Annotated in this window: 1 protein-coding gene; it reads right to left on the bottom strand. The window is 68.7% G+C overall.

The window, feature by feature from the left end; all coding sequences use genetic code 11:
• Positions 1-367, bottom strand: a 367-nt coding sequence (locus ASC93_RS21275) for an FAD-binding protein (RefSeq protein ID WP_157202057.1), incomplete at both ends; no start/stop codon positions are given.

Below are 367 nucleotides of genomic sequence, written 5' to 3'. Positions count from 1 at the left end.
GAAGCGTTCGCCGTTCGAGTTGATCAGGATGCCGCCCTCGCCGCGCACGCCTTCCGTGATCAGGACGCCCGCGCCGGCCACGCCGGTCGGGTGGAACTGCCAGAACTCCATGTCCTGCAGCGGGATGCCGGCGCGCGCCGCCATGCCCAGGCCGTCGCCGGTGTTGATGAAGGCGTTGGTCGACGCGGCGAAGATGCGGCCCGCGCCGCCCGTGGCGAACACGGTCGTTTTCGCCTGCAGCATCATGACGTCGCCCGTTTCCATTTCCAGCGCGACGACGCCGAGGACGTCGCCGTCCGCGTTACGCACGAGGTCCAGCGCCTGCCACTCGACGAAGAAGTGGGTGCGCGAACGGACGTTGCGTTGA

Origin of the sequence: Massilia sp. Root335 (assembly GCF_001425685.1) — a bacterium.
Lineage (GTDB): Bacteria > Pseudomonadota > Gammaproteobacteria > Burkholderiales > Burkholderiaceae_D > Telluria > Telluria luteola.
The sequence above is the reverse complement of the archived record's forward strand: the minus strand, read 5'-3'. Positions and strand labels throughout refer to the sequence as shown.